At 69.2% G+C, this 24886-nt stretch carries 20 protein-coding genes; 11 read left to right on the top strand and 9 right to left on the bottom strand.

All coding sequences use genetic code 11. The annotated features are described in order from the left end of the window. The first annotated feature begins 12 nt into the window (after positions 1–12). On the top strand, positions 13–1377 hold the full coding sequence (locus QSJ95_RS02435; RefSeq protein WP_058070913.1) for a DUF1329 domain-containing protein: 1365 nt from the start codon (positions 13–15) through the stop codon (positions 1375–1377). Between the two features lie 891 nt (positions 1378–2268). Here the strand turns inward: QSJ95_RS02435 and QSJ95_RS02430 are convergent. From QSJ95_RS02430 to QSJ95_RS02400, 7 genes are all read right to left on the bottom strand, one after another. Beyond that, the gene (locus tag QSJ95_RS02430; RefSeq protein WP_285639707.1) at positions 2269–3696 is read right to left on the bottom strand and encodes a DUF1254 domain-containing protein; all 1428 of its coding nucleotides are present in this window, start codon (positions 3694–3696) and stop codon (positions 2269–2271) included. Between the two features lie 48 nt (positions 3697–3744). Beyond that, positions 3745–4692, bottom strand: a complete 948-nt coding sequence (locus QSJ95_RS02425; protein WP_285639705.1) for a SphA family protein — start codon at positions 4690–4692, stop codon at positions 3745–3747. 15 nt (positions 4693–4707) lie between these two features. Next, complete coding sequence (locus tag QSJ95_RS02420; RefSeq protein WP_009622300.1) at positions 4708–4893, bottom strand: hypothetical protein; 186 nt, start codon at positions 4891–4893, stop codon at positions 4708–4710. A 61-nt stretch (positions 4894–4954) separates the two neighbouring features. Beyond that, positions 4955–5776, bottom strand: a complete 822-nt coding sequence (locus QSJ95_RS02415) for an SDR family NAD(P)-dependent oxidoreductase (RefSeq protein WP_285639701.1) — start codon at positions 5774–5776, stop codon at positions 4955–4957. Further along, positions 5773–6813 carry an NAD-dependent epimerase/dehydratase family protein gene (locus tag QSJ95_RS02410; protein WP_285639699.1) on the bottom strand — a complete coding sequence of 347 codons (1041 nt, stop codon included), beginning with the start codon at positions 6811–6813 and terminating at the stop codon, positions 5773–5775. The genes QSJ95_RS02415 and QSJ95_RS02410 overlap by 4 nt, the downstream gene beginning before the upstream one ends. 1 nt (position 6814) lies before the next feature. Further along, positions 6815–7348: a 2,4'-dihydroxyacetophenone dioxygenase family protein gene (locus QSJ95_RS02405; RefSeq protein ID WP_009622303.1), complete on the bottom strand. Its 534-nt coding sequence runs from the start codon at positions 7346–7348 to the stop codon at positions 6815–6817. A gap of 84 nt (positions 7349–7432) precedes the next feature. Next, the gene (locus QSJ95_RS02400) at positions 7433–9037 is read right to left on the bottom strand and encodes an arylsulfatase (RefSeq protein WP_082656907.1); all 1605 of its coding nucleotides are present in this window, start codon (positions 9035–9037) and stop codon (positions 7433–7435) included. Between the two features lie 111 nt (positions 9038–9148). Between QSJ95_RS02400 and QSJ95_RS02395 the strand changes: the two genes are divergently transcribed. Beyond that, entirely contained in the window at positions 9149–10108 is a 960-nt protein-coding gene (locus QSJ95_RS02395; protein WP_061561843.1) for an AraC family transcriptional regulator ligand-binding domain-containing protein, read from the top strand. Positions 10109–10112: 4 nt separating this feature from the next. Here QSJ95_RS02395 and QSJ95_RS02390 read toward each other — a convergent pair whose 3' ends face one another. Further along, positions 10113–10823, bottom strand: a complete 711-nt coding sequence (locus tag QSJ95_RS02390; protein ID WP_285639689.1) for a Crp/Fnr family transcriptional regulator — start codon at positions 10821–10823, stop codon at positions 10113–10115. Between the two features lie 179 nt (positions 10824–11002). On the opposite strand from QSJ95_RS02390, the gene QSJ95_RS02385 reads away from it, so the two are divergent. The 5 genes from QSJ95_RS02385 to QSJ95_RS02365 all read left to right on the top strand — a co-directional run bounded on the left by QSJ95_RS02385 (position 11003) and on the right by QSJ95_RS02365 (position 20825). Beyond that, positions 11003–14512: an indolepyruvate ferredoxin oxidoreductase family protein gene (locus QSJ95_RS02385; RefSeq protein ID WP_285639688.1), complete on the top strand. Its 3510-nt coding sequence runs from the start codon at positions 11003–11005 to the stop codon at positions 14510–14512. 13 nt (positions 14513–14525) lie between these two features. Further along, positions 14526–15920: an FAD-binding oxidoreductase gene (locus QSJ95_RS02380; protein WP_285639687.1), complete on the top strand. Its 1395-nt coding sequence runs from the start codon at positions 14526–14528 to the stop codon at positions 15918–15920. Further along, positions 15917–17140 (top strand): alpha-hydroxy acid oxidase, encoded by a 1224-nt coding sequence (locus QSJ95_RS02375; protein WP_285639686.1) that lies wholly within the window; start codon positions 15917–15919, stop codon positions 17138–17140. Before QSJ95_RS02380 ends, QSJ95_RS02375 begins: the two co-directional genes overlap by 4 nt. Further along, positions 17137–18585 (top strand): aldehyde dehydrogenase family protein, encoded by a 1449-nt coding sequence (locus QSJ95_RS02370; protein ID WP_269963065.1) that lies wholly within the window; start codon positions 17137–17139, stop codon positions 18583–18585. The genes QSJ95_RS02375 and QSJ95_RS02370 overlap by 4 nt, the downstream gene beginning before the upstream one ends. A gap of 119 nt (positions 18586–18704) precedes the next feature. After that, positions 18705–20825: a PQQ-dependent dehydrogenase, methanol/ethanol family gene (locus QSJ95_RS02365; protein ID WP_285639683.1), complete on the top strand. Its 2121-nt coding sequence runs from the start codon at positions 18705–18707 to the stop codon at positions 20823–20825. 10 nt (positions 20826–20835) lie between these two features. Here QSJ95_RS02365 and QSJ95_RS02360 read toward each other — a convergent pair whose 3' ends face one another. Continuing rightward, on the bottom strand, positions 20836–21555 hold the full coding sequence (locus QSJ95_RS02360; protein WP_009622312.1) for a Crp/Fnr family transcriptional regulator: 720 nt from the start codon (positions 21553–21555) through the stop codon (positions 20836–20838). 220 nt (positions 21556–21775) lie between these two features. Here QSJ95_RS02360 and QSJ95_RS02355 point away from each other — a divergent pair, with 220 nt between their 5' ends. The 4 genes from QSJ95_RS02355 to QSJ95_RS02340 form a co-directional block, all read left to right on the top strand. Next, the gene (locus tag QSJ95_RS02355) at positions 21776–22543 is read left to right on the top strand and encodes a class II aldolase/adducin family protein (protein ID WP_009622313.1); all 768 of its coding nucleotides are present in this window, start codon (positions 21776–21778) and stop codon (positions 22541–22543) included. A 10-nt stretch (positions 22544–22553) separates the two neighbouring features. Next, positions 22554–23534, top strand: coding sequence for a 2-hydroxyacid dehydrogenase (locus QSJ95_RS02350; RefSeq protein ID WP_285639679.1), 981 nt, complete (start codon positions 22554–22556; stop codon positions 23532–23534). Beyond that, entirely contained in the window at positions 23531–23833 is a 303-nt protein-coding gene (locus QSJ95_RS02345) for a Dabb family protein (RefSeq protein WP_009622317.1), read from the top strand. The genes QSJ95_RS02350 and QSJ95_RS02345 overlap by 4 nt, the downstream gene beginning before the upstream one ends. Before the next feature lie 836 nt (positions 23834–24669). Next, positions 24670–24886, top strand: a 217-nt coding sequence (locus QSJ95_RS02340; protein ID WP_285639675.1) for a DUF4372 domain-containing protein, incomplete at its 3' end; no start/stop codon positions are given.

Below are 24886 nucleotides of genomic sequence, written 5' to 3'. Positions count from 1 at the left end.
GAGGACTCAACGATGAACAAAGCACTACGAGTGATCGGCGCATTCACCCTGTCCCTGCTGGCCGGCAGCGTGCTGGCCGCGGTGTCCCCGGACGAAGCCGCCAAGCTGGGCGCAAGCCTCACCCCGCTGGGCGCGGAAAAGGCCGGCAACGCCGACGGCAGCATCCCGGCCTGGACCGGCGGCCTGGCGCAGAACGCCGCCGCGGTGGATGCCAAGGGCTTCCCCGGCAACCCCTTCGCCGGCGAGAAGCCGCTGTTCACCATCACCGCGCAGAACGTCGAGCAGTACAAGGCCAAGCTGTCCGAAGGCCAGTTGGCGATGTTCAAGCGCTACCCCGACTACAAGATGAACGTCTACCCGAGCCACCGCAGCACCGTGGTCCCGGACTTCATCTACCAGGCGGCCAAGACCAGCGCGCTGAAGACCAGCCTGGTGCAGGGCGGCAACGGCCTGCAGGGCTTCGCCGACAGCCGCTGGGTGGCCTTCCCGATTCCCAAGGACGGCCTGGAAGTGGTGTGGAACCACATCACCCGCTTCCGCGGCGTGAACATCCTGCGCGCCTCGGTCACCGCCGCGCCGCAGACCAACGGCAGCTTCACCGCCATCCGCTACGAGGAAGACCTGGCGGTGCCCAAGGGCATGGCCGACCTGGATCCCAAGGACGCGGAAAACCTCCTGTACTACTACAAGTCGCGGGTCACCGAGCCGGCACGCCTGGCCGGCAACGTGCTGCTGGTGCACGACTCCCTGGACCAGGTAAAGGAACCGCGCATGGCCTGGCAGTACAACGCCGGCCAGCGCCGCGTGCGCCGCGCACCGCAGGTGGCCTACGACAGCCCGACCACCGAGGTGGACGGCCTGCGCACCTCCGACGGCCTGGACATGTACAACGGCGCGCCCAACCGCTACGACTGGAAGCTGGTGGGCAAGAAGGAAATCTACATCCCCTACAACAACTACGAGCTGGCCTCGCCCAAGCACAAGTACGACGAGATCCTCAAGGCCGGCCACATCAACCAGGACCTGGCGCGCTACGAGCTGCACCGCGTCTGGGTGGTGGAAGCCAACCTGAAGCAGGGCGAGCGGCACATCTACGCCAAGCGCCGCTTCTACGTCGACGAGGACTCCTGGAGCATCGCCCTGTCCGACCAGTACGACGGCCGCGGCCAGCTGTGGCGCGTAGGCGAGGCCATGCTGACCCAGGACTACAAGCAGCAGGTGCCCTGGTACGCCCTGGAATCCCTGTATGACCTGATCTCCGGCCGTTACGCGGTCAGCGGCATGATGAACCAGGAGAAGAGCTGGATCCGCTTCGGCGAGCCCTCCTCCGCCGCCAAATTCACCCCGGCTGCCCTGCGCAGCGACGGGGTTCGCTGAGCAGCAGCACCTGTGGTTTTGGGCGACCTTCGGGTCGCCATTTTTTTTGTGGCCCGGGCCACCCGAACCATGGCGCCTCCAGTGCTCTTCGTAGGAGCAACTGTCTTGCCGGCCGCGCCGAGACGCTTTTCGTAGGATGGGTTGAGCCTTGGCGAAACCCATGCGGTTGCGGTGATGGGTATCGCTTCGCTCAACACCATCCTACGAAAGCCATGCTCGCTCATGCGGTAAGCGGACCTTGTCCGCGATAGCCGGACGATCCGGCGCGGTTCGCGGATGAGATCCGCTCCTACGCAACCCCACCCACGCCATTCCGTTGTAGGAGCGCGCCCTGCGCGCGAATCGCGGGCAGGGCCCGCTCCTACAGGTCGCCGTGAAGCACGGTATTCCTCCCCCGTAGGAGCGGACCTTGTCCGCGATTAGCCGGAACCTCCGGCGTGGTTCGCGGATGAGATCCGCCCCTACGCAACCCCACCCACGCCATTCCGTTGTAGGAGCGCGCCCTGCGCGCGAATCGCGGGCAGGGCCCGCTCCTACAGGTCGCCATGAAGCACGGTATTCCTCCCTGTAAGCTCGCTCCTACGAAAAGACTCGCGGAAGAGCGCCCTCTCCCCAGCCCTCTCCCGCAAGCGGGAGAGGGGGCCGTTCGGAGCGGTCGGGTGGTTCAGCGTCAACCGGCAAGTTCGTAGGGCGCATAACCGTTCGCGGTTATCCGCCGCATCTCGGCGCGGGGCGCATAACAGTTGCGCCTACGCCGCCCCACCCGCGCCATTCCCATGTAGGAGCGCGCCCTGCGCGCGAAATCGCGGGTAAGGCCCGCGCCTACAGGTCGCCGTGAAGCCCGGCATTCCTCTTTGTAGGAGCGGACTCCGTCCGCGATCCACCGCGCCGCTAGCGGGCGCGGGTCACTTGCGGCAGCGCGTAGCTGCCATCGAGGATGCTGGCGTCCGGCTGGTACAGGCGCAGCAGCAGGTAGAAGTCGCCCTTGGGCGCCGGCAGCCAGTTGGCCTTGCCTGCGCCGGCCGGCTGGGCGTGCTGGATGGGGATACTGATCGAGCCGTCCGCCGCGACCTGCAGGCCCGGGGTGTCCGAGCCGACCTTGTAGCGGCCGATGGGGTTGTCCACCAGCATCTTGTCGCCGGCGTTGTAGATCGTCAGCGACCAGAATGCCCCCACCGGCGGCGCCTTGGCGAAGGTCAAGCGGTACGGGGTCTCGCCGTTGAGCGGCTTGCCCTGCTCGTCGGTGAAGCGGATCGGGTAGACCGCCTCCTCCGCCAGGTTGCCGCCCAGGTAGGCGCCGGCCATGACCGAGCGGCCCGGGTAGTCGTAGCCGAACGCCTTGACCAGGGCCACGTTCCAGCCATTGCGCAGCACGGTGGAGGTCATGGTGGCCTTGCCCGCCACTAGTTGGCCGTCGGCCAGGGCGCGCTTGAGCCCGCGCAGCTGCTCGGCGGTCAGCTTGCTGCGGTCGAAGCCGTGCTCGGGGGTGAGGCCGATGCGCGCCAGTTGCCCCACCAGCGCCTGGTCCACGGTCTTTATGCGGTTGTGCTGCATGGCGTAGCCCAGGTGGGTGAAGAAGCCCAGCTCGTCGCCATCGATCGACGGCAGCGCCGGCAGGCTTTGCTTCGCCGGCACGTAGCCGGCCTTGCCCAGCTGGCTCAGCGGGCGCAGGTCGAACTGCTTCTGCAGCGCCAGCACCGGCGCCAGGTCCTCGCCCTGGCGGATGTGCACGCGGCCCCACAGCCAGACCTTGTCGGTGCTCACCGGCAGCGCCTTGACGCCTGCCGGCAGGCTGCCCTCCCAGCCCGGCGGCACCAGGGCGAAGCGCCCGGCACCAGTGCCGGTGGCGCGACGGCCGATGTAGTGCTCCAGGTCGTGGTACATGTCGAAGACGTTGATCACGTAGTAGCGGTCGGCGGTGTCCGGCACGCTCAGCACGTAGGGCTCGTCCAGCTTGACCACCGCGCTCATGTACAGGGTGTCGTTGTTGGCGGTGGGCATGTCCTTGTCCGCCGGGGTGGACAGCGCCGTGGCCCAGCCGATCTGGTTCAGCGGCCCGCGGTAGCTGGTAGGCGGCTTGTTCGCCGGCACGTCGATGTACTCGAGCAGGATCCGCTCCAGGCGCACCAGCGGGTAGCCCCAGGTGTAGGCCATCACCCCCAGGTTGTAGGCGTCGATCTCCTGGGCCTGGGCGACCTTCTGCGGCGTCATCACCAGGCTGACCTGCGGGTCGGCATAGCTCGGCGCGGCCAGGCAGTGGCCGGCGGCCAGGGCGACGGCCACGCTCAGCGCGGACAGCATCGTGCGTGTGGCTTTCATCATGAATTCCTTGCTCTGGGTTGGAACTGGTGCGGCCCCATCCGTGCGTCAGAACGAAGCCAGGGGCACGGAAAGCGTCAGGTAGGCGGCGTGGCCTTCCAGGCGGTTGTAGGTGCCCTGCTCCTTGTAGGCCTTCAGGCGCAGCGACCAGGGCCGCGCGCCGGGAAAGTTCCAGGCCAGGGTCGCGCCCAGGGCCCGGGCGCGGCCCCGGAAAGGCCCGAGACTGGCGCCGCGGCCGCTGTCGCCAGTCAGCTGGCGGTAGTGGTAGCCGACCAGGCCGGCGGAGAAGCGCGGGCCGAAGTGCTGCTCGGCGGCCCACTCCAGGTGCGCCTCGTTGCCGCTGCGGTAGTCGGTGGCGGGGTTGGCGGCGTTGACGGTGACGCCGGCGGCGACGGACAGGTCCAGGCCGATGGCCGGGTCGAACCAGGTCAGCGCGGCGAAGGGGTCGGCGCCCCAGTGGTGGAAGGCGAGGTTGGCCAGGGCCTGGTCGTCGTAGTCGCCGGCCGGCACGTTCAGCGACACCCCGCCCTGCCAGTGGAAGTTGCCGCGGTGCCAGCCGAGGAAGGCCGCCAGCACCGGGTCGCCGTAGGTGTAGTTGGAGGCGTGCACGTCGCTGGCGAAGCGCCCGCCCTGGGGCCCGGTCAGCTCGGCGTCGACGTCGAGGCCGGGCCCGCCCAGGGGCTGGCTCCAGGACAGCCCCAGGTTGCCGCCAAGCAGTTGCGCAGGCGTGGACCAGAGCAGCGTCGGCATTGCCAGCCAGGTTTCCACGTCGATGCCGGCCACCACCTTGCCGTTGAGGGGGAAGTCCCGGCTCGCCCCGGCGCTGCCGCTGTAGCGGTAGAAGTCGTTCTGCAGGTACAGCCCCGGCGGCGGCAGTACCCCGGCCATGGGGCCGCGGGAACCGAGCAGGTAGAAACCGGCGCCGTTCTCCACCGCCCAGCCCTGGCCGGCGCCGAACAGCAGGCAGCCGGCCAGCAACAAGGATTCACGGCGCATGCAGTACGGCATCCGTCATGGCAGCAGGTGGCTGCCCATCGCCAGTACCGGGGCTCCACCAGCTCCGGGAGTCGCCGGCACGGCCCCGAGGAACAGCAGATCGCCCTCCGCAGATGTGATGAAAACCTGTGCAGCCAGACCGAGGACGACGGCCAGGATCAGGCTTGCGGTGATCAGAAGTTCTTTTCGATGGACGCGCATGCTCCGAACTCCTCCTGAAGGAAAATCCGAGTTGCCACCCGCCGGACGGACGGCAACCCCGTTACCGCTCGGCCTGCAGGGCCTTGGCGAGGGTCTGGTCGGTGAGCCAGCGCAGCAGCGCGCTGGTCTTGCGCGCCATGCCGCGCAGCAGCCGGGCGCGCAGGCCCGGGGTGATCATGAATTCGCGCTTGCGCAGCCCGGAGAGGATGCCGGCCACGGCCTCCTCCACCGTCAGCACACCGGCGGTGGCGTTGAGCGCCTCGGTGACCTTGCTGCCGTGCTGGCGCTCGTAGCTCAGCAGGGGCGTGGCGATCTCGCCGGGGCACACCACGGAGACGTCGATACCGCGCGGCTTCTGCTCCAGGCGCAGGACCTCGGCCAGGCCCACCACGCCGAACTTGGAGGCGCAGTAGGCGGCCTGGGTGTAGCCGCCGATGACTCCCGACAGCGAGGCCACCAGCACCAGGTGGCTGCCCCGCTGCATGTAGCGCAGCACGCCGGCGGCGAAGTTGCGGCTGCCGATCAGGTTGATACGCACCACCAGCTCGAAGGTTTCCGCCGGCAGCTCGGTGAACAGCGCGGTGCGCAGGATGCCGGCGGAATTGAAGGCGAAGTCCGGCGCGCCCAACTTGGTCGCGGCGGCATCCACCGCCGCGTCCACCTCGGCGGCGCGGGTGATGTCGACGATGAAGGCCTCGACCTTCTGCTGCGGCTGCCGGCACAGGCCGCGCAACTCGGCGAGCACGTTCTCGTCCACCCGCAGGTCGAACAGCGCCACGCTGGTGCCCTCGCCCACCAGGGCCTTGGCGATCTGCAGGCCGATGCCGCTGCCGGCGCCGGAAATGAAGGCGACGCGCGGCGTGCCGTGGGTCCACTGACTCATGCCTGGCTCTCCAGTCCTGCTGTTGCGCCGGCGGCGCCTGCCGACGCCTGGCGCTGTGTGCGGAAATGCTCGGTCAGCTCCGCCATGGCCGCCTCGAAGCTCACCGGCGGCCGGTAGCCGAGCAGGCGCCGGGCCTTGTCGATGGCGAACTCGTTGGGCCCGCCCATCAGGCGGAAGGTCTGCCGCGTCAGGTGTGGACGCTGCGTCTGCTTGCGCAGGTGGCCCCACCACTCCAGGGCGCTGGCCATGAAGCGCGCCAGCCAGTTCGGCAGGCTTTTCGGCGGCGGCGTCTGCGCGGCCTTGGCCAGGGCCTCCAGGTAGGTCTTCCAGGTCACGCCGAAGCCGTCGGCGGCGATGAACACATCGCCGTGCACGTACTCCGAGCGCGCGGCGGCGATCAGCAGCGCCACCAGGTTGTTCACGTGCACCAGCCCGGCGTCCCAGTCGCCGGAGCCCAGCAGGCAGGGCGCGCCTTCGCGCATCACCTGCACCAAAGAGTTCACCCAGGGCATGCTGCCGACGCCGAAGACGTTGGCCGGCCGCACGATGGTGCCCTTGAGCCCGCGCGCCACGCCCTCGCGGGTGACGCGCTCCTGTTCCTGCTTGCAGAACTCATAGGCCGACGATGGCACGCCGACCGGGCTGCCCTCGCTCAGCCGGCCCTTGGCCAGGGCGCTGGCGAAGGCGCAGACGCTGGTGGTCACCACGAAGTGCGCGTCCCAGCCCAGGGCCAGTTCGATGGCGTGCTCGGTGCCCTTGACGGTCACTTCCACGTGGGACTGGGTGCTGCCCCAGTCGCTGACCACCGCGGCCAGGTGGAAGATGGCGTCCACCGGGCCGATCTGCTCGCGCAGTTCGAGCAGCCGGCGCACGTCGCCGACCACGATGCGGACCCTGTCGCCCCACTCCGCCGGCTCGGGTTCGCCGGGCATCATCAGGGCGACCACGGCCACCTGCTCGGCCAGCAGCTGGCGCACCAGGTGGCGGCCGATGAAGCCGCCGGCGCCGGTGACGAATGCGCTCTGCAACCGGCTCATCTCACTCACCGAGCACGATCAGCTTGTCGCAGCTCTTGCCTTCGGCCGCGCACAGCGCGCGGTAGACGGCCAGGGCGGTCTTGGCGTCGAGGATGCGGATGACGTCGCCCTTCTCGTCGATGTCGACGTTGCTGCCGAAGATGGCGAACCAGACGTCGGCGATCTCGCTGGCGTCTTCGGCCACGCACAGGGTGTGCAGCGAATGCGCCGGCTCGTAGAGGTAGGAACCGGCCTTGTTCACCTTGTCCGGGTATTCGCGGTAGAACCACTCGCCCTGCAGGGTGACGGCGAACACCGGGCCGGTGTGGTAGTGGGTGTCGACGCCGAAGCCCGGCTTCATGCGGGTGCGGTTGATCCACAGGTTCTGGTTCAGGTCCACGTGCAGCAGCTGGATGGTGGAACCGTCGGGCAGGGCGACCCAGGGCAGGTCGTCTTCCAGCAGCAGGATCGCTTCGCGGGCGTGGTCACGGGACACCACCGGAGCGTTCTGCATGGCAGCGAAGACTTGCATGGCGGCGGGGCTGAGCTGACTCATCGGGGTAGAACTCCAATCTTGTTGTTATCGGCGCGCGCTGGCGCACGGGTATGTCGGGCGACCGCTCGCGGCCGCCCGGCAAGATCATTTCTCGGCGGACTTGGTGATCTGTTCCTTGAGCTGGTCGAAGCTCAGCGACACGCCCTTCTGCGCCGGCGGGAAGTCCTTGAAGGTCTTCAGGTGCGCGACTATGGCGTCGGTCATCCGGTTGAACACGTAGGTCTTCTTCTGCAGCAGGTTGGCGCGCGGGCCAGGCGCCTGGTCGTAGCTCTCGAAGGGGTCCTGGCGGATGTTGAACAGCCAGGGCATCTCCAGGGTCTTGGTGCTGCCGTAGTAGCCGTCGCGGGTGTAGAAGTGCGCCTTCCACTGGTCCAGGCGCACGGCCTGCAGGCGGCTCTCGGCGTAGTAGAAGATCTCGTGGCGCGCCGACTGGTCGGTCTTGCCTTCCCAGTAGGCCAGGTTGTCGAGGCCGTCGATGTAGTTCTTCTTCACCACGCCGGTGCCCAGGTCGTCGCCCTTGGCCAGGCGCTCGCGCACGTCGGGCATGCCGGCGGCCGACGCCAGGGTGGTGAACAGGTCCTCGTGGGACTGGATGCCATTGAGCTCCTCGCCCGCCGGGATGTGCCCCGGCCAGCGCACCATCATCGGCACGCGCACGCCGCCTTCCCAGGTGGTCATCTTGGTGCTGCGGTAGGGGCTGGTGCCGCCGAACGGGTAGGTCTCGTGCTCCGGACCGTTGTCGGTGGAGTAGATGACGATGGTGTTGTCGGCGATGCCCAGGTCGTCGAGCTTCTTCAGCACCGTGCCGACGTCCTCGTCGTGCTGCAGCATGCCGGCGCAGTGTTCGTCCTCGCCGCTGGTGAACTGCTTGCAGCGCTCCAGGTACTGGTTCGGCGTGTGGGTGAAGACGTGCATGCGCGTGGTGTTGATCCAGGCGAAGAACGGCTTCTTCTGCGCCACGGCCTTGTCCATGAACTTGAACGAGGCCTGGATCAGCTCCTGGTCCACGGTTTCCATGCGCTTGCGCGTCAGCGCGCCGGTATCCTCGCAGCGCTGCCTGCCCCACTTGCCGAAGCGCGGGTCCTCGCCGGGCGTCTCGCTGTCGGTGGCGTAGCAGTGCAGCACGCCGCGCGGGCCGTAACGCTTCTTGAAGTTGGGGTCGGTCGGGTAGTCGATGTCCTCCGGCTCCTCCTCGGTGTTGAGGTGGTAGAGGTTGCCGAAGAACTCGTCGAAGCCGTGCACCGTCGGCAGGTACTCGTTGCGGTCGCCCAGGTGGTTCTTGCCGAACTGGCCACTGGTGTAGCCCTGGGTCTTGAGCACCTCGGCCAGGGTCACGGTCTGCGGCTTGAGGCCCAGCAGCCCGCCCGGCTGGCTGACGGTGGTCATGCCCGAGCGGATCGGCAGCTGGCCGGTGATGAAGGCGGCGCGCCCGGCGGTGCAGCTGGGCTGGGCGTAGTGGTCGCTGAAGATGGCGCCGGCCTTGGCGATGCTGTCGATGTTCGGCGTGCGATAGCCCATGGCGCCACGGCTGTAGGCGCTGAGGTTCCACATGCCGATGTCGTCACCGAAGATCACCACGATGTTGGGTTTTTCCGCCGCCTGGGCGGCGCCGCCCAGTATCGACAGACCAAGGAGCAGCAGCGGCGCGGCTAATGTCGCGGCGAAGCGAGGCAGACAGGTAAGGATCATGTTTCTCGTTCTCGGTTTATCATCAACGGCAGGCGTGGCTGGTCATCGATCGGCAGGGCGAGACAGCACGCTCGAACGGTCACATGAAACGGCAAGAGGACGCTGGCGAACATGCCCGAAGAGGACAAAAACCGAACCAAAGTGGCCACGCCGGTCCAGCCGCGGCACCGCGGCGCCATGGGCCGGGTGCTGGCGCGCTTCCTCAGCGAGCACAGCGAAGCCGAGGAATTTGACCGGACGCAACTGGAGCAGCTATGGCAACGCGCGGCGCACATCGATCCGGCCGTCGGCCTGCACCTGTTCAGCCATTTCCTGCCCAGGGAGCGTTTCGTGCTGGTGCCCCTGACGCTGTGCTGCGCCAACGTCGGCGAGGCCCTGCGCTACTGGCAGCGCTTCGCCCACCTGGGCTCGGACCTTGATCGCCTGCGCATCGTCGAAGCCGCAGGCGAGGTGGCGCTGGAGGTGCAGATAGAGGCCTCGGAGCGCCTGCGCCGGCACTACAGCGAACATGCCCTGGCCATGACCATGACGCAGATGCGCGAAGGCTGCGTCGAACCCGTGCTGCCGCTACGCGCCGAGTTCGCCTACCCGCGGCCGCCCTACCATGCGCAGTACCGGGAGTGGTTCGGGCCGAACCTGCAATTCGGTTGCGAACGCACCCGCCTGGTCTTCGACAGTCGCGTGCTGGAGGTGCCGATGCGCGGCCACCACCCGGTGCTGGTGGAGCTGATCGTCAGCGGCCTGGAACAGCGCCTGGCGCGCCTGCAGCAGTTCAGCGGGGCCGCCGCGCGGGTGGCGCGGCACATCCGCGGCGAGCTGGAAAGCGGCGCCGCGCCCAGCCTGGAGAGCGCCGCCGCGGCGCTGCACATGACCCCGCGCACCCTGCGCCGGCGCCTGCTGGAGCAGGACCTGGGCTACCGCCAGGTGCTGGCCGCGGTGCGCACGGAGCTTGAGCAGTACCTGGAGCTGCAGGGCCTGGACCGCGAACGCATCGCCGCCCGCCTCGGCTACGCCGACACCGCCGCCTACCTGCGCGCGCGCAAGCGCTGGCAGGAGTGCCAGGAAGGCTGAAGCCTCATTCCCGGGCCAGCGCCTCCAGCCGGCCCCGGTCGAGCACCACGATGCAGCCGTACTTCTGCTCGATCATGCCGTCCTGGCCCCACTTCTTCAGCAACTGGCTGACCCGCTGGCGGGTGCTGCCCAGCAGCAGCGCCAGGGTCTCCTGGGACAGGCGCAGCTCGATGGCCAGCCCGCCATCGGCGTTGGCCGAGCCGAAGGCCGCGGCCAGCGCCAGCAGGCGGCTGGCCAGGCGCTGTTCCAGCGACTGGGTGGAAAAGGCCTCGAAGCCGACCAGCAACGCGCGCAGCATCGAACTCTGCAGGTGCAGCAAAAAGCGCGCGAAGGCGGGATGCCGGCCGATCAGGCTTTCGACGTCCGCCGGGGTGAGCTGCAGCACCAGGGACGGCATGGCCGCCTGGGCATCATGGATGCGCGGCTGGCCATCGAGCAGCGACACCAGGCCGACCCAGCAGCCCGGCTCGTAGAAGTTCAGCACCGCCTCCAGCCCATCTCGGGAAGTGCCGCTCAGGCGCAGCGAGCCCTCCAGCACTATGTACAGCCCATCGGCCCTGTCGCCACGGCGGAACAGCCGCTGCCCGGCCGCCAGCCGGCGTTGCCGGCCGTGGGCCAGGACCTCGTCGCGCACCTCCGCCGGCAGCAGGGCGAACGAGGGGTTGCCCAGCAGCGTCCGCAGGTGGCTTGCCGATACCTCGGAAGGGGTAGTCATGAGTACTCCTACAGCGTCCTCGCATTGCAAATACCTAACAGTCTCCCGCGGTATCGCGCCGCACTATTTTCCAATGATCGTCGTGGCGCCATGAGCCGCCCGGCGGGCATGCCCTGCCCGCCCCCGCCGCTTGTACTCCGCGAGAGACGCCAGAACAAGAATAAGCAGGAGACACCGTGATGAACGCCCCTCTGCCCCACCCGAGCGTCAGCCTCGACGACAAGTTCGAAACCCGCGAGGGCTGGATCTACCTCACCGGCACCCAGGCCCTGTCGCGCCTGCCGTTGCAGCAGCGCTGGCGCGACCAGGCCGCGGGCCTGGACACCGGCGGCTTCATCTCCGGCTACCGTGGCTCGCCGCTGGGCCGCTACGACATGGAGCTGTGGGCCCAGCAGGCGCGCCTGGAGGCCAACAATATCCACTTCATGCCGGGGGTCAACGAGGACCTGGCGATCACCGCGGTGTGGGGCTCGCAGTACGTCGGCCTGCTGCCCGGTTCGAGCGTGGACGGCGTGTTCGGCATCTGGTACGGCAAGGGCCCGGGCACCGACCGCAGCGCCGACGCCATGCGCCACCTGGGCAGCGCCGGCACCCACAAGCACGGTGGCGTGCTGGCCATCGCCGGCGACGACCACGGCGTCAAGTCTTCCTCGGTCATCAACTTCTCCGACCCGATCTTCATCGCCGCCGGCCTGCCGATCCTCTACCCGTCGAACACCCAGGAACTGCTCGACCTGGGCCTGCACGGCTTCGCCATGAGCCGCTTCTGCGGCTGCGCCGTGGGCTTCAAGGTGCACAACGACGTGGTCGAGGGCGGCGGCTCGGTGCGCGTCGGCCCGGACTCGCCGCGCATCGTCCTGCCCGAGCTGCAGGTTGCCCCGCACCTGGGGCCCCAGGGCCTGAACATCCGCACCTTCGACATCCCGCTGATGGGCGAGGAGCGCCTGGTCAACCACCGGCTACCGGCGGCCGTGGCCTACGCCCGCGCCAACCGCCTCAACCACCTGTTGCAGGAGGTGCCCGGCGCCCGGCTCGGCGTGCTGTCGGCCGGCAAGTCGTACCAGGACGTGCTGCAGGCCCTGGCCGGGATGGGCCTGGACGAGGCGCGCCAACGCGAGCTGGGCCTGCGCATCGGCAAGGCCGGGCTGATCTGGCCGCTGGACCCGCAGTTCGTCCGCGAATTCGCCGACGGGCTGGACGCCATCCTGGTGGTCGAGGAAAAGCGCGGCATCCTCGAAGACCAGGTCAAGGGCATCCTCTATGACCTGGCGCTGCCCAACCACCCGCGCGTGGCCGGTAAATACGACGCGGCCCAGGCCTTCGCCCCCGAGCATGGCGAGGCTGTGCTGCAAGGCTGGGGCGAGCTGTCGCCGACGCAGGTCATGCACGCCATCCACGGGCAACTGCGCAAGCTGCACCCCGAGTTGCCCGACATGGCGCTGCCGCCGGCCACCAACAAACTGCCCGGCCTGCCCGACCCGGCCGCGCCCAACCGCAACCCCGGCTTCTGCTCGGGCTGCCCGCACAACCGCTCGACCCAGGTGCCCGACGGCTCGCGGGCCATGGTCGGCATCGGCTGCCACGCCATGGCCGTGCTGCACGACCCGGTCAAGACGCCGCCGATGTTCGCCCAGATGGGCGGCGAAGGCATGCACTGGCTGGGCCAGCACCGCTTCACCCGGGAAAAGCACGTATTCGTCAACATCGGCGACGGCACCTACTTCCATTCCGGCTTCCTGGCCATCCGCCAGGCCATCGCGGCCAAGGCCAACATGACCTACAAGGTGCTGTTCAACGGCTTCGTCTCCATGACCGGCGGCCAGCCCATCGACGGCGAGCTGACGGTGCCGCAGGTGGTCACCGAGCTGATGGCCGAGGGCGTCCGGCACATCTTCGTGCTGACCGACGACCTGGCCAAGCACCCCGCCGGCAGCCTGCCGGCCGGCGTGCCGCTGCTGCACCGCACCGAACTCGACGCGGTGATGCTGCGCTGCCGCGAGATCGAAGGGGTGTCGGTGATCGTCTACGACCAGCCCTGCGCCACCGAGCGCCGGCGCCTGCGCAAGCGCGGCAAGTGGGCCGACCCGGCCAAGCGCAGCTTCATCAACGCGGCCGTCTGCGAGGGCTGCGGCGACTGCTCCAGGGCCTCCAACTGCCTGTCCATCGAACCGCTGGAAACCCCCTTCGGGCGCAAGCGCAAGATCAACCAGAGTTCGTGCAACAAGGACTACTCCTGCGTCGAGGGCTTCTGCCCGAGCTTCGTCACCGTGCACGGCGGCAGGCTGCGCAAGACGCGCACCGCGGGCGTGGCCGCGGCGGACTTTCCGGCCATCGCGGAACCGGCGCTGCCGGCGCTCGCCGGCGAGTTCTCGCTGCTGATCACCGGCGTCGGCGGCACCGGCGTGGTCACCATCGGCCAGGTGCTCGGCATGGCCGCGCACATCGAGGGGCTGGCGGTCTCGGTGCTGGACGTCACCGGCCTTGCGCAGAAGTACGGCGCGGTGATGTCCCACGTGCGCATCGCCGCCGATGCGCAGCGTCTGCATGCCACGCGCATCGCCACGGCCGAAGCCGACACCATAGTGGGCTGCGACCTGGTGGTGACCGCCGGCGACGAGGCCTTGCTGCGCGTGCGCCCCGGCCGCACACGGGTGATAGTGGCGAGCGACCTGGTGCCCACCAGCGACTTCGCGCGCAACCCCGACTGGAAGATGGATGCCGGCACGCTGGTCGAGCGCATCCGCCAGCGCTGCGGCGACGGCCAGCTGCTGGCCATGGAGGGCCTGCGCATCGCCGCGCAGCTGATGGGCGACAGCATCGCCGCCAACATGTTCATGCTCGGCGCGGCCTGGCAATTGGGCAGCGTGCCGCTGTCCCACGCGGCCATCATGCGCGCGCTGGAACTCAACGCCGTGCAGGTCGACTTCAACAAGGCCAGCTTCCTCTGGGGCCGCCGCGCGGCAGTCGACCTGCAGGCGGTGGAACGGGCCGCCTGCGCCGGCGAGCCGGTCGCCCCCGCGCCGCGCATCGACATGTCCCTGGACGCCATCGTCCAGCGCTCCATGGCCTACCTGGCCGAGTACCAGAACAAGGCCTATGCCCGGCGCTACAAGACCCTGGTGGACCGCGCCATGGCGGCCGAGCGCGGGCAGGGTCTGGGCGAGCGCTTCAGCACGGCGGTGGCGCGCTACTACTTCAAGCTGCTGGCGATCAAGGACGAGTTCGAAGTAGCCCGCCTCTATGCTTCCGCCACCTTCAGGCAAGAACTCGATGCGGTGTTCGAGGGCGACTACAAGGTCCACTTCAACGTCGGCGCCTGGCCCTTCGGCGGCCTGGACCAGCACGGCAAGCCGTACAAGAAGGAAGTCGGGCCCTGGCTGCTGAAGGCCTTCGGCCTGCTCAAGCACTGCAAGGGCCTGCGCGGCACCCTCCTCGACCCCTTCCGCAACAGCGCCGAACGCCGGCTCGCGCTGCGCCTGCTGGCCGAGTACGAGCGCGAGGTCGACGGCCTGATCGCCAGCCTCGACGCCGGCAACCTCGACACCGCCGTCGCCCTGGCCTCGCTGCCGGAGAAGATCCGCGGCTATGGCCACGTGCGCCAGCGCCACGTCGAGCAGGTGGAAAAGGAACGCGCGCAGCTCAGGGCCTCGCTGCACGACACCGCCCGAGCGCCCGCCGCTCCCCGCTAGGAGACGATCGCATATGGACCCCATAGTCGAGGCGCTGCGCGCCATCGTCGGCGACAACGGCGTGCTCTGCGCGGCCGATCTCGCCAGCCGTTCGGCCGGCGCCTTGCGCGCCGACCACCTGCGGGCGCGGGCCCTGGTGCGCCCGGCCAGCACCGGGGAGGTCGCCGCCGTGCTGCGCTGGTGCCACCAACGGCAGCTGCCGGTGGTGCCGCAAGGCGGCCTGACCGGCCTCGTGCGCGGCGCCGACGCCGGGCCCGGCGAGATCATCCTGTCGCTGGAGCGCATGCGCGCCATCGAGGCCATCGACCCGCAACAGCGCACCGCCACCGTACAGGCCGGCGTCACCCTGCAGGCCCTACAGGAAGCCGTGGAGGCCCAGGGCCTGGTCTACCCGCTGGACCTGGGCGCGCGCGGCAGCGCCACCCTGGGCGGCACCGCCGCCACCAACGCCGGCGGCACCCGCGTGCTGCGCTACGGCATGACCCGCGACATGGTGCTGGGGCTGGAGGCCGTGCTGGCCGACGGTACCGTGGTGTCGTCCCTGCGCCCGCTGATCAAGAACAACACCGGCTACGACCTCAAGCAGCTGTTCATCGGCAGCGAAGGCACCCTGGGGGTGATCACCCGCCTGGTGCTGCGCCTGCGCGAGAAGCCGCTGGCCAGCCAAACCGCGCTGCTGGCGGCGCCGGGCTTCGATGCCGTGGCCGGGCTGCTGCGCCACATGGACCGCGCGCTGGGCGGCTCGCTGTCGTCCTTCGAGGTGATGTGGCAGTCCTTCTACCGCCTGGTGACCACGCCGCCGGCCAGGAGCCTGCCGCCGCTGGGCCAGGAGCACCCCTTCTACGTGCTGGTCGAGGCCCAGGGCAGCCAGCGCGAAGCCGACGGCCAGCGCTTCGAGGCCGCGCTCGAAGCGGCCCTGGAGCAAGGGCTGCTGAGCGACGCGGTGCTCGCCCGCTCCGACGCCGATGCGCAGGCCTTCTGGGCGCTGCGCGACGACGTGGAACAGGTGATGCGGCACGGCATGCCGCTGGGCTTCGACATCTCCCTGCCGATCGCCGAGATGGACGGCTACGTGCGCCAGGTGCAGCAGCTGCTGCTCGCAGAAGCCAAGGCGCACTGGCTCTACGTGTTCGGCCACCTGGGCGACGGCAACCTGCACCTGGTCGTCACCCTGCCCCACGCCGACCTCGAACGGTTCAAGCCGCGCATCGAGGCGCTGGTCTACGCGGAACTGCGGGCGCGCGGCGGCTCGGTATCGGCCGAGCACGGCATCGGGCTGGAGAAGAAGCCCTGGCTGTCGATCACCCGCAGCCCGCAGGAACGCGCGCTGATGGGCGCGATCAAGCGCGCGCTGGACCCCGCCGGCATCCTCAACCCGGGCAAGCTGCTCGACGGCGGCGCGCCATGACCTGCATCACCTGCATCGAGGACCTGCGTGCCCTGGCCCAGCGCCGCGTGCCGCGGATGTTCTACGACTACGCCGACTCGGGCTCCTGGACCGAGAGCACCTACCGCGCCAACCAGGCCGACCTGCAGCAGTTGCTGCTGCGCCAGCGCGTGGCCATCGACATCGACCGGCGCAGTACCGTCACCACCCTGCTCGGCCAGCGCCTGTCCATGCCTCTGGCGCTCGCCCCGGTGGGCGCGCTGGGCATGCAGCACGCCGACGGCGAAATCCTCGCGGCACGGGCGGCGCGGACCTTCGGCGTGCCCTTCACGCTGTCCACCATGAGCATCTGCTCCATCGAGGACGTGGCCGAACACGCCGGCCCCGGCTTCTGGTTCCAGCTCTACGTGATGCGCGACCGCGCCTTCGCCCGGCGCCTGGTCGAACGCGCCAGGGCCGCCGGCTGCACGGCGCTGGTGCTGACCCTCGACCTGTCGCTGGTGGGCCAGCGCCACAAGGACCTGAAGAACGGCCTGACCGATCCCTCGCGCATGAACCTGCGCCAGCTGCTCGACGTGGCCAGGCACCCGCGCTGGGCGCTGGGCATGGCCGGCACGCCGCGGCGCGCGTTCGGCAACGTGGTCGGCCACGCGCCCGGCATCGACAGCATGGCCGACATGGCGCGCTGGCGCGGCGGCGAGCTGGACCCGTCGCTGAACTGGGCCGACGTCGCCGAAATCCGCCGCTGGTGGGACGGCCCGCTGCTGCTCAAGGGCATCCAGGACGTCGACGACGCGCGCAGCGCCGTGGCCCACGGCGCCGACGCCATCGTGGTCAGCAACCACGGCGGGCGCCAGCTCGACGGCACCCAGTCGAGCATCCGCGCGCTGCCGCCGATAGTCGAGGCGGTCGGCGCGCAGACCGAAGTCTGGATGGACGGCGGCATCCGCAGCGGCCAGGACGTGCTCCGCGCCCGCGCCCTTGGCGCGCGCGGCTGCCTGCTGGGGCGCGCCTTCGTCTACGGCCTGGGCGCCCTCGGCGAGGCCGGCGTGAGCCGTGCGCTGGAGATCATCCACAACGAACTGAGCCTGAGCATGGCCTTCTGCGGCCACACCGACATCGAGGCCGTCGGCCCGAGCATCCTGCTGCCCCCGTGCCCCTGGCCGGGGGCCAGCGCCCTCCCGCACGGCCCGCTCCATCCGGGACGGGACGCGCGGCTACCCACCGGAGACCTGTCATGACCACGCAAACCCCCATCCAGCGCCTGGAGCGCCTGTTCGCGCTGCAGAAAGCGGCCTTCGCCCAGGACATGTTCCCCAGCGCCGAGACGCGCATCGAGCGCATGTCGCGCATCGTGCCGATGATGTACAGCTACCGCGCCAGGATCCACGAAGCGCTGGTGGCGGACTTCGGCAGCCATTCGGGCGCGGCGGCGGACCTCACCGAAATCCTGTCGATGGTCGAGCGTGTGCGCTTCGACTGCGCCAACGTCCAGCAGTGGATGAAGCCCATCGCCAAGCCGGTCGACCCCGCCACCCAGGGCGAGTCGCTGGCCTACGTGCAGTACAGCCCCAAGGGTGTGGTGTGCAACATGGCGGCGTGGAACTTCCCCTTCGACGTCGGCATCGGCCCGCTCATCGACATGCTCGGCGCCGGCAACCGGGTGATCCTCAAGCCCTCGGACCTCACGCCCAACAGCGGCGCCCTGCTGCAGGAAATGTTCGCAGCCTACTTCGCCGAGGACGAGGTCGCGGTGGTCAACGGCGACCTGGAACTGGCCCGGCACTGCGCCACGCTGCCCTGGGACCACCTGCTGTTCACCGGCGGCACCGCGGTGGGCCGCGAGATCATGAAGCGCTGCGCCGAGAACCTGGTGCCGGTCACCCTCGAACTGGGCGGGCGCAACCCCACCATCGTCGGCCGCGACAAGCTCGGCGACGCGCAGACGCTGGCGGCCATCGCCGGCATCAAGGCCATCAAGCGCGGCCAGCTGTGCATCACCGTCGACCACCTGCTGGTGCCCGAGGAGGGCCTGCAGGACTTCGTGAAGGCCTTGAGCGAAGTGATGCAGCACAGCTTCGGCCACGACAACGGCGCCAGCAGCGCCAGCGGCATCATCAACCAGCGCCACGTCGAGCGCCTGCAACGCCTGCTGGAGGACGCCCAGGACAAGAGCGACCAGGTGATCCGCATCGGCCGCGAGATGGATGCCGGCGCCCGCGACATGCCCTTCCACATCGTGGTCAACCCGCGCGACGACGCCCAGGTGGTGCGCGAGGAAATCTTCGGCCCGATCCTGCCGGTGCAGACCTACAAGAGCACCGACGACCTCATCGCGCGCATCAACCAGGGCGACACGCCGCTGGGCATCTACCTCTTCAGCGACGACCCGGCGCTGCGCCAGGCGATCGCCACGCGCACCCGCTCGGGCGGCGTGTGCTTCAACATCGCCGTGATGCAGGGCGCGCTGGCGTCCATGGGCTTCGGCGGGGTGGGTGCCAGCGGCATGGGCCGGCACCACGGCGAGGAAGGCTTCCGCGAGTTCTCCAACCCGCGCGGCTTCTACGAGCGCCGCGCCGGCGGCAGCTTCGAGCTGATCACGCCGCCCTACGGCGCCGCCACGCGCCAGTTGATCGACACGGTGGCCTATCCGCAGGTGGCAGCTGCGCTGGGGCTGGAGCCGTGACCTGCACAGCGCGTCACGCCTGACGGCCGGCCCCGGCGGCCTGCCGCCGGGGCACCGTCCTGCGCACTGAGCCTCGCCAGAAACGCGCCGCCGCTGGCGGCACCATGGGGGAACCCAGCATGAAAGCACCTTGGAATACCGGGGCGGCGCTGCTGCTCGCGGCTCCGCTGGCCTGGGCGGGCGGCCCGGCGGCGATCGACGCCCAGCGCCTGACTGCCGCCGACAGCGAGCCCGGCAACTGGATGAGCACCGGCCGCACCTACGGCGAGCAGCGCTATTCGCCGCTGGAGCAGGTCAACGAGCAGAACGTGGGGCAGCTGGGCCTGGCCTGGGACTATGGGTTCGGTCTGGACCGCGTGGTCGAGGCCACGCCCCTGGTGGTGGACGGCGTGATGTACACCACCAGCGCCTACAGCATCGTCCACGCCCTGGACGCGCGCACCGGCAAGCTGCTGTGGCAGTACGACCCGGGGGTCTACCGCGGCATCCAGGGCTCGGGCTGCTGCGACGCGGCCAACCGCGGTGTGGCGGTGTGGAACGGCAAGGTCTACGTGGGTGTCTACGACGGCCGGCTGGAGGCGCTGGACGCGCGCAGCGGGCAACGCGTCTGGTCGGTGGACACCGTGCTCGACCACGCGCGCAACTACACCATCACCGGCGCCCCGCGCATCATCAAGGGCAAGGTGGTGATCGGCAACGGCGGCAGCGAGTTCGGCGTGCGCGGCTACGTCACCGCCTACGACGCCGAGACCGGCGCGCAGGCCTGGCGCTTCTTCACCGTGCCGGGCGACCCGGCGCAGGGCGACGAAACCGACACCATCGGCATGATCCGCAAGACCTGGTTCGGCGACCAGTACTGGAAGCAGGGCGGCGGCGGCACCGTGTGGGACTCGATGGCCTACGACGCCGAGCTCGACCTGCTCTACCTCGGCGTCGGCAACGGCTCCTTCTGGAACTACGGCCAGCGCTCGCAGGGCAAGGGCGACAACCTGTTCCTCTCCTCCATAGTCGCGGTCCGCCCCGACACCGGGCAGTACGTCTGGCACTACCAGACCACGCCGGGCGACGCCTGGGACTACACCGCCACCCAGCACATCATGGTCGCCACCCTGGCCATCGACGGCAAGCCGCGCAAGGTGGTGATGCAGGCGCCGAAGAACGGCTTCTTCTACGTGCTGGACGCGGCCACGGGCAAGCTGCTCTCGGCCGCCCAGTACGCGCCCAAGGTCAACTGGGCCAAGGGCGTGGACCTGCACAGCGGCCGGCCGATCGTCGACCTGGAGGCGGCCGACTACTGGAGCAAGGGCGAGACCAAGCTGGTGTTCCCCGGCTCCCAGGGCGCTCATAACTGGCACCCGATGAGCTACAGCCCGAAGACCGGCCTGGTCTACATCCCCACGCAATCGACGGCCGACATCCTCCATCCGAAGGCGAAGATCGACATACCCGCCAAGGGCCAGTGGAACTCCGGGGTAGAGCTGCCGCCGATGCCCAGGGACAAGAAGAGCATCGACGAATTCGCGCGGATCTACACCGGCAAGCTGCAGGCCTGGGACCCGCTGCGGCAGAAGGAAGCCTGGTCGGTGCCCTACGCGCAGATCGCCAACGGCGGCACCCTGGCCACCGCCGGCAACCTGGTGTTCCAGGGCACCCACGATGGCCGCCTGCTGGCCTACGCGGCCGACAGCGGCAAGCTGCTCTGGCAGCGCGAAGTCAGCAGCGGCGTGGTGGCCGCGCCCATCACCTACAGCGTGGACGGCGAGCAGTACGTGACCTTCAGCAGCGGCTGGGGCGGCGCCTACCCGATCACCCTCGGCGCCCTGTCCGAACGCACGCGCACCGTGCCCGACGCCCGGGTGTTCACCTTCAGGCTCGGCGGCAACGCGCCCATGCCCGAGGTCAGGCGGCGCGCCCTCGTACTGCCCGAACCGCCGCCGCTGAGCGCCGACGCGGCCACGGTGGCTGCCGGCGACCAGCTGTTCCGCGAGCACTGCGGGGTGTGCCACGGCCTGGGCGCCTTCAGTGCCAACGTGATTCCCGACCTGCGCTACATGACGGCGCAGACGCACAAGGACTTCCAGAGCATCGTCGCCGGCGCGCGGGCCGGCCGCGGCATGCCGCCGTTCGCCGGGCGGCTGGCGCCGGAGCAGGTGGAGCAGATCCGCGCCTACCTGATCGAGCGCGCCCACGACCGGCGCGCCGAACTGCAGGCCGCGGGCCAGCCGCCATCGGGCACCTAGGGTCGCTGGGCTAGCGGTCCGGCCGCTCCTGGGCCAGCGTCTGCAGGGCGTCCGGGCGCAGCAGCAGGAGCTGGCCGTAGCGCTGGCGGATCAGGCCCTGCTGCTCCCACTGCTTGAGCACCTGGTTGACGCGCTGGCGGGTGGCGCCGATGAGCTGCGCCATGGATTCCTGGGACAACCGCAGGTCCAGGGCCACCCCCTGCGCCTCCTTCGTCCCGAAGGACTCGCTCAGCCCCAGCAGGCGCCCGGCCAGGCGCTGCTCCAGCGACTGCGTGGAAAAGGCGGAGAAGGCCACCAGCATGGCGCGCAGGCGCGACACCTCCAGGTCCAGCAGCATGCGCACCAGCGCCGGGTGCCGCTCGCACAGCTCGCCCAGGGCCAGCGGGCTGATGTGCAGCACCTGGGAGGGCTCGTGGGCATGGGCGTCGTGCAGGCGGTTGCTGTGGTCGAGCATCGACACCTCGCCCAGCCAACTGCCCGGCTCGTAGAAGTTCAGCACCGCCTCCTGGCCGTCGCGGGTGGTGTTGCTCAGGCGGATGATGCCCTGCAGCACGATGTACAGGCCATCCGGCGGCTCGCCGCAGCGGAACAGCTGCTGGCCGGTGTTCAGGGCGCGCACGCCGGCGCGGGCCAGCATGTCGTCGCGAACCTGTTCCGGCAGGCCGCCGAACCAGGGGCTGGCCAGCAGCACGGCGAGATGGGACTCCGACAACATCGAGGGGAAGGTCACGCCTGAAGGCTCCATGGAATCCGGGACGTTGCTCCCATTATTCGGCCGACGGGCGAGCCAGCACAAGGCGCATCGACGGCCTCCCCCATCGGCCGCAAGGGGCGACCGGGCGCCAGCAGGACGGACGTCAAATTCAGGACAGTCGCCGCACCTCGCCACGCCTTAGCCTCGGGCGCTCCACCACAACATCTACAAGAACACCTACAAGAAGGAATGCCCCATGGCCCACGAACTCGCCCTCCCCCATGTCCGCGACCAGGTGAGCGACGAAGAATGGCAACTGCGCGTCAACCTCGCCGCGTGCTACCGGCTGGTCGCCCTGTTCGGCTGGACCGACCTGGTCTTCACCCACATCAGCGCCCGCGTCCCCGGCCCCGAGCATCACTTCCTGATCAACCCCTACGGCCTGCTGTTCGACGAGATCACCGCCTCCAACCTGGTGAAGATCGACCAGGACGGCAACAAGGTGATCGACAGCCCCTACGACGCCAACCGCGCCGGCTTCGTCATCCATAGCGCCATCCATGCCGCGCGCCACGACATCCAGTGCGTGCTGCACACCCACACCCGTGCCGGCGTCGCGGTCAGCGCCCAGGAATGCGGCGTGCTGCCGATCAGCCAGCAGTCCACCTTCGTGCTCTCCTCGCTGGCCTACCACGACTACGAGGGCGTGGCCCTGCGCGACGACGAGAAGCCGCGCCTGCAGGCCGACCTGGGCAACAAGCTGTTCTTCATGCTGCGCAACCACGGCCTGCTCACCGTCGGCCGCAGCGTCGCCGACGCCTTCCTCAACATGTACACCTTCGAGACCACCTGCCAGATCCAGCTGGCGGCCCAGGCCGGCGGCCAGCTGGTGCAGGTCGATCCGCAGATCATCGACGGCGTGGCCGAGGTGGTCGACAAGCAGACCGGCGGCCAGGGCGGCGACTTCGTCTGGCCGGCGCTGCTGCGCAGGCTCAACCGCATCGACACCAGCTATCGCGACTGAGGAGCCAGCGATGAACACCACTCCCTGCATCGCCCTGTCGCGCCAGGTACCCGATGCGCTGTTGGGAAGCCTGCGCGAAAGGGCCGAGCTCCGCATGCCCGAACACGGCCTTCCGGATGACCTGGGCGAGCTGCTGAGCGGGGCCGACTACGCCCTGGTGCTGCCCGCCGACCGCATCGACGCCGCCCTGCTGGAGCGCTGCCCGCGCCTGAAGGTGCTGAGCACCGTCAGCGCCGGCTTCGACCACATCGACGTGGCCGCCTGCACGGCCCGCGGCATCCGCGTCTGCAACACCCCCAAGGCGGTCGCCGCGGCCACCGCCGACCTCGCCTTCGGCCTGCTGCTGGCCGCGGCCCGGCGCATCGTCGAGGCCGATGCCTTCGTCCGCGGCGGCGGCTGGCGCGCCGACTCCTCGCCGCTGTTCGGCCAGGACGTGCACCACAAGCAACTGGGCATCCTCGGCCTGGGCAGCATCGGCATGGAAGTGGCCAAGCGCGCCCGCGGCTTCGACATGGACGTCACCTACTGCAACCGGCGGCGCCTGCCGGTGGAGGAAGAAGTCCGGCTCGGCGTGCGCTACCTGGACTTCGACAGCCTGCTGGAGCAGAGCGACGCGCTCATCCTGCAGCTGCCCTACAGCGCCGCCACCCACCACATCATCGGCGCGCCGCAGCTGGCGCAGATGAAGCCCGAGGCCATCCTGATCAACACCGCCCGCGGCGGCCTGGTGGATGAAACCGCCCTGGCCACGGCCCTGCGCGAAGGCCGGCTGGCGGCGGCCGGGCTGGACGTCACCGAAGGCGAGCCGGGGGTGAACCCGGCGCTGCTCGGCCTGCCCAACCTGGTGCTGTCGCCGCACAACGGCGCCTCCACCCGCGAGACGCACAAGCGTATGACCCTTGAGGCCTTCGACAACCTGCTCGACGCCCTGCAGGGCGCGCCGCTGCGCAACTGCATCAACCCGCAACCAACAGAGGAATGCTGCCCATGAGCGTGCATTGCGTAGTCGTGTCCTGGCTGAAAGAGCCGGGCAACCTGGAACACATCGCCCAACTGACCGCCGCCTGCGAAAGCCTGCGGCAGATCCCCGGCGTCAGCGAAGTCCGCTTCGGCCCCCGGGCCAACCTGGGCGGCGTCGGCTCGGACGACAGCTTCGACTTCGCCATGATCATCAGTTTCGAGTCGTTCAAGGCGGCCCAGGACTATGGGCCCCATCCCAACCATGTGCAGGCGGCGCAACTCACCGTGCAACTGGCGGAGCGGTTCCAGAGCTTCTATTTCGAGACCTGAGTTAATCGTGGACGGAGTCCGCTCCTACGGCGCCTGGCACAGGGGTCGACCGTAGGAGCGGACTCCGTCCGCGATTTGCGCGCAGGGCGCGCTCCTGCAGTCCAGGGAGGCATGGTGTGTTTCCTGGGAGCGAGCTTGCTCGCGAACAGTTTCCCGGTGGCGTGGATGTCGGATGCAAGAGCGCCCTCTCCCCAACCCTCTCCCGCAAGCGGGAGAGGGGGCTGTCCTGAGCGATGCGTCGGTCAGGCGCAATCCTCCCACCCTCGTCATTCCCGCGAACAGCGCTTGCGCTGCCTTGGCTTGGGTGTTTCTGCGCCGCACCGAGTTTGCCCAACCGTCTTGTTTCGCCCCCTCGGGCGAGTCCCTTTTGTCAGTCGCCACAAAAGGAACCAAAAAGGCTTGCCCCGCCATACGGGCCCGACAGAGTCGGGCTACCCTCGCGAATTCCCCCGCCACGGAGGCCCGCCCCGAGGGTACGTCCCTGTAGCCCATCGGGGCTCTCGCGACATCCATGTCGCATGACCTCCTGAGCGCCGGTTTCGCTCGGCCTTCTGAAGGGGCGTTTCGGAGTGCGCGGAGGTTTCTCTGGAAATCCAAAAGCAAAAGCCGGAGTAGAACTGCTTTTGCTCTTCGTAGGAGCGAGCTTGCTCGCGAACCCCGCAGCCACTGGGTTATTCCCCTTCGGGCCAGCGCAAGCGCTGTTCGCGATGGAGCCGCGTCCCGCCTTCGCGCACTACTGTCCGGAATATTTTCGAGGGGGCGTCTGGAGGGCTTGCGGGGGCTGAAGGCACGGGTTAAACCGTTGAGCGCCAACTCAACCTCACAGCCCCCGCAAGATGTTCAGGATAAGCCGTTTTCACGATGTACTAAAAGCGCTGCCTCGCGGCGTCTTCGATCGACTGGTCGCCGAACACGGCGCCGACAAACACAGCAAGCGCTTTGGCAGCTGGGATCACCTGGTCGCCATGGTGTATGCCCAACTGGCCGGCGTGAGCAGCCTGCGGGCGCTTGAAACCAGCTTCAACAGCCATCCCCATCAGCACTATCACCTGG

The organism is Pseudomonas sp. NBRC 100443 (assembly GCF_030268185.1).
Lineage (GTDB): Bacteria > Pseudomonadota > Gammaproteobacteria > Pseudomonadales > Pseudomonadaceae > Pseudomonas > Pseudomonas citronellolis.
Note: the sequence above shows the minus strand (reverse complement) of the source record. Positions and strands in the feature narration are given on the sequence as shown.

Bases quoted from the DNA above. Each gene is read 5' to 3' on its own strand.
- QSJ95_RS02435 (WP_058070913.1), top strand. From the start codon at position 13: ATGAACAAAGCACTACGAGTGATCGGCGCATTCACCCTGTCCCTGCTG.
- QSJ95_RS02430 (WP_285639707.1), bottom strand. From the start codon at position 3,696: ATGAAAGCCACACGCACGATGCTGTCCGCGCTGAGCGTGGCCGTCGCC.
- QSJ95_RS02425 (WP_285639705.1), bottom strand. From the start codon at position 4,692: ATGCGCCGTGAATCCTTGTTGCTGGCCGGCTGCCTGCTGTTCGGCGCC.
- QSJ95_RS02420 (WP_009622300.1), bottom strand. From the start codon at position 4,893: ATGCGCGTCCATCGAAAAGAACTTCTGATCACCGCAAGCCTGATCCTG.
- QSJ95_RS02415 (WP_285639701.1), bottom strand. From the start codon at position 5,776: ATGAGTCAGTGGACCCACGGCACGCCGCGCGTCGCCTTCATTTCCGGC.
- QSJ95_RS02410 (WP_285639699.1), bottom strand. From the start codon at position 6,813: ATGAGCCGGTTGCAGAGCGCATTCGTCACCGGCGCCGGCGGCTTCATC.
- QSJ95_RS02405 (WP_009622303.1), bottom strand. From the start codon at position 7,348: ATGAGTCAGCTCAGCCCCGCCGCCATGCAAGTCTTCGCTGCCATGCAG.
- QSJ95_RS02400 (WP_082656907.1), bottom strand. From the start codon at position 9,037: ATGATCCTTACCTGTCTGCCTCGCTTCGCCGCGACATTAGCCGCGCCG.
- QSJ95_RS02395 (WP_061561843.1), top strand. From the start codon at position 9,149: ATGCCCGAAGAGGACAAAAACCGAACCAAAGTGGCCACGCCGGTCCAG.
- QSJ95_RS02390 (WP_285639689.1), bottom strand. From the start codon at position 10,823: ATGACTACCCCTTCCGAGGTATCGGCAAGCCACCTGCGGACGCTGCTG.
- QSJ95_RS02385 (WP_285639688.1), top strand. From the start codon at position 11,003: ATGAACGCCCCTCTGCCCCACCCGAGCGTCAGCCTCGACGACAAGTTC.
- QSJ95_RS02380 (WP_285639687.1), top strand. From the start codon at position 14,526: ATGGACCCCATAGTCGAGGCGCTGCGCGCCATCGTCGGCGACAACGGC.
- QSJ95_RS02375 (WP_285639686.1), top strand. From the start codon at position 15,917: ATGACCTGCATCACCTGCATCGAGGACCTGCGTGCCCTGGCCCAGCGC.
- QSJ95_RS02370 (WP_269963065.1), top strand. From the start codon at position 17,137: ATGACCACGCAAACCCCCATCCAGCGCCTGGAGCGCCTGTTCGCGCTG.
- QSJ95_RS02365 (WP_285639683.1), top strand. From the start codon at position 18,705: ATGAAAGCACCTTGGAATACCGGGGCGGCGCTGCTGCTCGCGGCTCCG.
- QSJ95_RS02355 (WP_009622313.1), top strand. From the start codon at position 21,776: ATGGCCCACGAACTCGCCCTCCCCCATGTCCGCGACCAGGTGAGCGAC.
- QSJ95_RS02350 (WP_285639679.1), top strand. From the start codon at position 22,554: ATGAACACCACTCCCTGCATCGCCCTGTCGCGCCAGGTACCCGATGCG.
- QSJ95_RS02345 (WP_009622317.1), top strand. From the start codon at position 23,531: ATGAGCGTGCATTGCGTAGTCGTGTCCTGGCTGAAAGAGCCGGGCAAC.